This is a genomic window from Pseudoalteromonas sp. SR41-8 (assembly GCF_014163915.1).
Lineage (GTDB): Bacteria > Pseudomonadota > Gammaproteobacteria > Enterobacterales > Alteromonadaceae > Pseudoalteromonas > Pseudoalteromonas rhizosphaerae.
In genome coordinates this window covers 1-8010 of the sequence record NZ_JACJEE010000060.1, presented here as the reverse complement: position 1 = coordinate 8010, position 8010 = coordinate 1, and the positions used below count along the sequence as shown (strand labels likewise).

Here is an 8010-nt window from a genome sequence, read left to right as displayed (position 1 = left end):
CAAGTTCTTTTTCGCCAGCAAAGCTTCCTGCTGGTAATGATTCCATTAAATCATACAATCTATCAGCATCGAGTGACGAGATGATCAGTTCAGGCTTTTTATTCATCTTAATATCCTTAATTATGTCTTATAAATAAAATTAACTCTGAGTATGGTTTGCTACGCAGTTTAGACACTGCAATACGCTGGAGTCATTTTATTTGCTACTTTATCGTTGCTCTTAAAGCTAAAAACCCAGCCGAAGCTGGGTTTTATTTTGGCTAGATAGGGATTATTAAACTTCTATATATGCTATTGTAATATAATAAAAATGTTATTCTTTGTTATCTTTTTTCCAATCACCTGCGCTTTTGATACATACACCAATCCAATCTGTTAATGCTGGTATCCCAACCTGAGGATTTTTCTCCCAGTTATTATACCAATGCTCAATTCTATCTGAGCAGGCGATACTAATATCTTTATTAATTTCGAATAACGCCTTCAAACTTTTTTCGGTATCGATAAAATTACTTGGGTTAATTGGAGTATTCAGATCAGCCTGATTTTTGAAAATGCTTTCTAATGACTTTAAAGCTGTATCATATATGGAATATTGTTTTTCAATGATTTCCAAAATAGGAATGTATGCGACTAATTTCATTGGAGAAGGGAGTGATTGTGGTCTTGGCTTGCCTAAACTCATCATTAAAGGATCAATATCAGCAATTACCAATGCCTGCTCTTTGGCCAGAGCATCACTCTTATACCCATAATAAATCCCCTTAGACCAGCCATTATATGGTGTTATCGATTTGGATTTTCCTTCAATCCAACTATCAAGACCAATAAAGCAACTGCCCCCAGTGGAATATGGAGGTGCGACAGCATTACAAAAAATAGTACTACAGCCATTAGCTAACATTGCTCCTTGTCCATATATCCAATAATCTTGCTTCCTTGAGGTCATTGCTGGGATAGCGATAATACTTCTTCTATTTAACTCTCCTATATTACGTACTTTCGCATTCCCTCCATCCGAACCTGCTCCAGATAAGTATTGAGTTAAACTATCAAGATCGCCTCTTATTATATCGAATTCACTTCTTGTTAAAATTTTCCCGAATTTTTGCGATAAAGTTTTATACTCTGAGGCTAAATTAATAGAGTTAGCTGGGTTAGTGAGTAGAAATAATTCAGCACAAATCACTTCCTGTACAAAATTTAAGACCCTAAGATGCTTCGTTTGGTATAAGCTATTTATATCTTCTACGCCAAGTTTAGGGTTGTTTTGGTTTAGGGCTTTTTTTATTTTATTTAATTGGGTAATTAAAGTTGTATCTTCGCTTAATAATTTTAATTCTTCTTCTAATTGAGACTCTAAAGAATCGCAAGTACTTAAAACTTCCCTTTCAAATTTCTTTAGAGTAAATAACGGTGTTAGTGCATCTTGATATGGGTATATCAATTCATTGGCTGCCGCAGAGGCATATTTTTTAGCCCTGTTTAAACAAATAACTTCATCTTTTCCATTATATGCATATGGGATTAATAAGCTCATGATAGCTTGATAAGGTTTAGATGAATCTAAATAACTTTTGCTAATTGCCTTATTTGTATTCTTATATTGACCGGATAAACGATAAGTTCCCGCTAATATTGAAACTTTTTTATCTTTTAGCTTCTCCTTTAACCACAAGATAGTTTCAGGTTGAACTGAATATTCAGGGAGTACCAGAAATTCAACTCCGAGTTTATCGCAGGCAGCTAGTGTTTGACTCAATATCTCTTGCCTCCTATATTCTTGATATCGATACTCTTGTAACTGCTTTTCATATTTAATCTTTAGCCGACTGCTTTCTTCAGTGTTATTCGGGTTTCTTTTAGGTTCAACAGGAAAGTCATAGCCATTACCGAATTCACCAATTAATTCAAATTGTAAAAGCGCTGCTCTTATATGTGAGGGCGATTTGTTTTCTTTCCTTTTATCCCAAGCTCTGCTGTGCAACCTATTTTGAATATCATCAAATTCAGGTATGTTGAAATGCTTTATTGAATTATCTTTGCTATCAACTATTCTTTCATTGTTTTTAATAGCTTCGTTTACTTCAGGTGAAGTAACCTCTTCAGGTGAAGTAGCATCTTTATGTAACGTTGATTGAGCACCTTTTTTATTAAGCAAAAAAGGGAGACTAATCGCGTTTAATATCTGACCAAATCTTTTACCACATGTAGATATATATATAGGTTTTTGATTTTTATCTCTACTTTCTGTCCAGTAGCTTAATAACTCAGTGTCTACTATTTCGGTATAAGCTTGATTATCTCTAGCGGTAGAAGCTGCAATATCTAATTGCCATTTTTTAAGTACCCAGCGACCATTAAATTCACCAGTGCTAGATTTATAATCAAAGTGCTTTTGAACAACCTCGCGAACGTTGACATTTGAAAAGTCATCAATTGCTCGCAAGGCATTTATTAAGTCTTTAATTGAAGGGGGAGTATCAGGCAACGAATACTCTAATGGCCATGAAAAATCTCTAGTCCCTTTATATAAAACAAATTTAAATGCCGAAAAATAGCTTTCTAGCGTTTCAGTTTTTTCTGTTTTATTTTTATTTGAAGGTAATATTATTTTTTTCTTTATTAACGCGAGTAAAAGCCATCCCGCAAGCGTTATTTTACTGAATGCATTTTGCGTGGCTTTGTCATTCAATAAACTCAAATAGTGCTCACCTAATTTTTCAACACATCCAGAGTTTTCGTCTCTTACAAAAATCAATTCCTCCAAGCCTAATGAATTAACGTCGTGATTTTTAAATAGCTCATAAAATTGAGAGCATAATTCAATATTTTTAAATGTGTTAGTATCGCTTGGGCTTTGAACTTCAGCTTCAAAAACCATAGCCTTAAGCCAAGAATGAATTAAGCTATATTTACAGCCTAGTAATATTGACTTTTTATACGGTTTGAGGTTTTTCTTTTGGAAGTCTGCTGAGTTAAATGTTTTTTCAAAGCTATCATGTAATGTTTGCCAGAACTCGCATGACTTTCTTAGTTTAGGTGATAGAGTAGCATTTTCTTTTAAATTAACTTTTCTCAAATAGTCAAACCAATTTAAAGGAATGCGATTTAAAAGGGATGTAATAGCACTAATATACAGATTTGGTAGGTCTACAAGGACATGATTGTTACTACTCAACCTTATTCTCATGAGTTGAGTTTCCATTTCAGAAACGTAACCATATGCGTATTCCTCTGTGGGGTTACTATTACTTGGAAAAGCCCTCAATAACGTCAAAGTACGCAGGATTGTTTTAGGTATATCTCGTTCATTTTTGAAAGGACTTGGCATAGATTGGTGCACAGAACCATTCAACTTCTTCAAAGAATTTTTTAATAATCTCAGCTGAGGTGTCTCAGTGTGACAGCACTCAGTATTGGTAAAAAGGGTATAATCATCTAAATCCTGGATAAAGCCTAAGATATCAGTTAACGCTACACCTACTTGCCAAATATGGCTATTATGTTTTGGGATGGATATCGCTCTTAGCCCTCTTGAGCCATCTCGAATAAATGCTTGAGCATAAGATATGTCTTGTCGTAAGGCTGCTAAAATGCAAATTTCATTTTTATCATCAATTGATAAATTATGTGGTGCAATCGACATTGAAAGATTTGACCAATTAGGTACTCTATAAAAATCAACTCCGCCTTTTTCTTTTTTAGTACATTTTAGAATTGCTTCAAATGTATCAGCTGTCCACTTTAACAATTTTGAATCAATAGTTTTTGGTGGCGCAGGAGAGTTATAGTTAATCTTATTACTCTTCTTTAAAGAATGGGAGCTGGCCTTAAAAAGGCTTACATGCTCCCCTCCTACATCATTTAACTTTTCCCATTCCGTTGTTGAATTTTGCTCATTGTCAGACACGAAAATATCATCATCTGTATTTTCAGCGTCAATACTTATTTTTAGTAACTGGCTAATTTCAAAAGGCTTATCTTCTAATGACTCTATTGGTGAAGAAAATCCATAAATAGTTTTTTCATCAATAGTCGGTAATGGAGGAATAAGTGTGTAATCATTACTATTAAAATCTTTACTGACGACAATGTCCCATCTATGACTTAAAAGATTTAAAACATTATCTTTGGTTGCAGTATTACAAATAAAATTAAGTGCTTTAACCTTTAAATTTGTAATCGATTCATCATTAACATTGTTAAATGTATTATTTTTACTTGCTATTAATAAATTGAAAAAGATAAAAGAGTTGGGCGTTATTTCTTCTTTTGATTCTCCCTCCCTTAAGAAATGTACTTCATGTTCTAATGAATTTAATACATCAATCGAGTTATCGTCACCTTTAAAACCTAGTTTAAAGTAGATGATTTGCAATAAAATACATAAGCGTCTTAATTTACTTTCTGAAGTAATTTCATAAGTTAAAGTATCACTCTTTTTTAGAGAACATTCTGTTAAGTTGGTTCTAATTAGGCTCTTTGTTAAGTTGATATTCTGAGATTCAAAAGCTCCATACTTAAAGGGTTCACCTGTGTTTTGTGCAGGTAAACTTACTCTAGCATGCCAAAGTAAATTAATTTTTTTCTGCCAATAAGTGCGGTTTAATTGGGATATGCTAACCCCACCTCCAGTTAACTTATGACCAATATTCTCTGATAAAAGGTCTAGTAATCCTTCAGAAAATATACATTTTGATATTGCTGTTCTTACAGTAGATTTTATTTTTATTTGCTCTTCTGATAGCTCATCATTGACCCACGTATTTTTTTCAATAAGTAAATCAAGACCATCGAAAGCAAGCAGTAAAGGGTCTTCCCAAGGACTTTGTTCTGGGTTAATTGATGGTTCTAAATTTGCGGTAGCCTTTTCCCATACATCGAAATAAGATGAAATAAGATTATTTACATCTGTAATTTTTTCATTTGAATCTAAATTTTGTTTAATACAATAAAACCAAATCCATTTTGTAAGTTTACTTAGATCAGAAAAACGAAGTTGATCAGCACTAGCGGCTAATGCAATCTTCTTTTTCAGTACTTCAGAAGTATCAGAATATAATTGACGATTATTTAATAAGCCTAAAGCTTGATATCTTTCAATTTTTTCATAAAATTCGATATCCTCAGGTTCAATTATATCCACATTACCTTCAGGGCCAGAAGCAGATAAAGCCTTACCTTTTGTTAAGTAATTTTTGAAATCTTCCGGGGACATTGGCATGGGTTGTTCTTTAGAAATAACTTCTAGTTCTAGTTTTTTAATCGCATCTTCGACAACTGAGCGCAATCTAGATAATAAAGTTGCGTCTTCAGCAATAAGTACCATGTCATCAACATATCTAGAGTACCAAGCAGGTGTGTAGTCCGATACTTTGTCCTTATTACTTTCAATAAATTTTCTAGCAGCAGAATCTACTGAAAATAATACTAAGTTTGCTAAAAAAGCAGATAGGTCGGGTCCTTGAGGAATACCAACCATAAGATCTGAGCGTTCTCTATTCCCTGTTTCAGGATTAAATTTGTCATAGCCAAAACTTTGCTCTAAGAGCCAATCAATGACTTCATCTCTTTTTTCTACCCCACTAGTTGTGAATAAAGATAAGCATTCATTGTCAAAGTCAGTTGGTAAGCATGCTCTTAAAGCATCTTTTATAACAAATCGTTTTAACCGATCGTAATATCGTTTTAAATCTAATCTAACCATATGAACTTGCGTCATTTTGCTTGCCGCAAGATTGATCGAGCTAGTGAATTCTTGCCAACAGTCGAAGTATGGTCTAAACATTCCTGAGCTTGAAGGTTTTTCACGACCCTCAAGCACTTCCATATCAATTTGGTAAGCAAAACTGAGAGTATAAAGGTGTTTACTAATACCTCCTTCACCAGTAGTTTCAGTGTTAGAACCTTCTCTAAAATACCTAGTGACAGGAATCCTCCAACTAAACTTATCAGATGGTGAGTCATACCTTTCTGTAATTAACTCACTCATTACATATTGATGAGAAATTAAATCTTCGGGACAATGAAGTGACATCACTCGGGCTTCTGTACCGCCTAAAGTCCTAGACATATAGACGGTATTTAATGGTTCTATGGGCCTAAGGTCATCTTTCAGAGCGCCAAAGCGATCGATAATTATAAGTTGAATAGCGGTGGTGCACATTTCGATACGTCGCCATTCAGCTGTATTATCAGGGAAGGCGCCACCTCTAGCATGGGAAGATTTTGCTAGTGCCATTGACAAGTTTAATCTTTCACTTTCGGTGGTTACAAAGGAAATTTCTTTCTCTTGCGACGTAGGTAGTCCTGGAGCGTTATTGTTTTGTAAAAATTGAAACCAATCACTATTACCGCAGGTAGATTGAAATGACGTTAATATTTCATTTGCATCATGGCTACTTTTTCTAAATATGGAAAACCATTGTTTAGATGCCCTTACTCTTTGAGAATATGAAATATCTTTCCAATAAGCCTTATCCAAAATTAAAGATGTTGGAGCATTTAACTCATTTGCTAAAAATATCGCAGGTAAAGGATATTTTATAGCTTCTAATTTTGCCTTTGCCTCTTCTTGGCTCGAGATGTTTTGCAAATAAGAATCTGGGTCAACTTTATCTTCAACTGTTGAATGTAAAACTTTGAGATCAAGATCTCCACTTTCACTATTTTTATACAGCTTTATAATTGCATTAGCAGTTGCGGTAATTCCGGCGGGATCATTATCAAAAAATAAAACAACTTCTAAGAGCTTGTTTTTTCTTCGTTGCTCTTTCGCTAAGTTGCATATGATCTGACATTGGTTATCAGAGAGGTTAGCGCCAAGGATTGATACAGCATTAAATCCTAAAGAGTACAAACGAACAGCGTCAAACAACCCTTCACAGATATAGAGCTGTTCTACCTTTTTCTTACTTTTTTTTAATCGGATAAAAGATAGCTCTGAAAGATAAAGAAGATCCGATTTATTTAAGTTTTTACTAAATAAATACTTAGGTCCATTATCCTGTGAAGATGTAGATCTAGCTGAGAATCCCTTTAATTCGCCACCTTCTGTTCTAATGGGAAATATTAATCTATCATTTCTAAAGCTATCGTAGTGGTAATGATTTAATGCAAGGGTATTACTTTTAGCTTGTTTTACATTTTCTGTATTTTTTTTTATTAAGCCAGCTTTTTCAAACTGATCAAAGACCTCTATTTTCTCTGGTTCACTCAGATTCAAAGCATATAAATGTTTTACTAAAGAGTATTGCCCTTTTATACAAATATTGAGCTCTTTTATGTTTTCTTCTTTGTAGCCTCGGCTATCTAGATAATTTATTAATACTGATTTATTTTGATGTTCTTGGAATTGTTGTAAAGCATACTCGAAAACATTAAATGAGATACTCTCCAGTAATGATGTATTAGGATGTTTTTTTGCTTTAAAGTCATTCGTAATATTTACATTATATTCTTTAGCAAGCCAATAAACGGCGTCTTTGAATTCAAGGTTGTTAACTTCTTTTACAAGATCAAATAAATTTCCGTGAGCACCACAAGAAAAACAATGATATTGGGCTGAACCATCAGTATTATTGTCAAATAGCTCCATTGATGGCCTTGTATCATCATGAAACTGACAAATAGCTTTAACTCTATTACTTTTATTTTCTGTTTCTATTCCAAGTCGTAAACATAAGTCTTCTAGGGATACTTTACGCAGTAATTCAGCAGTGGCTTCTTTGAAATTCATGAAAATCCCTTTTTATTTTAAATTATTGAAGCTAGATATTTTCTATAGTACGACAATTCTTCATAATTATTACAATTAATTTTATGGGGTGACTATATCTCTTTAGGCAATTTGTAAACGTTTGAATACCTTATATCTAATAACACAAAACCCAGCTTTCACTGGGTTTTTAATAACATAAATATTATCGATGTAACTCACCGGCTCGTTCTGGCTGATAAGTGATTGCTTTTATTTTTACTTTTATGAGACCGCCACTTGGTTTTGGC

1 protein-coding gene and 1 pseudogene are annotated in these 8010 nt (G+C 33.6%); both read right to left on the bottom strand.

Going from position 1 to position 8010, the window contains the following annotated elements; genetic code table 11:
- Window positions 1-106 (bottom strand): annotated as a pseudogene (locus H5162_RS20875) (nucleoside diphosphate kinase regulator); the annotation flags it as partial.
- A 207-nt stretch (window positions 107-313) separates the two neighbouring features.
- On the bottom strand, window positions 314-7741 hold the full coding sequence (locus tag H5162_RS20870; RefSeq protein WP_182779423.1) for a CHC2 zinc finger domain-containing protein: 7428 nt from the start codon (window positions 7739-7741) through the stop codon (window positions 314-316).
- Between the last annotated feature and the right edge of the window lie 269 nt (window positions 7742-8010).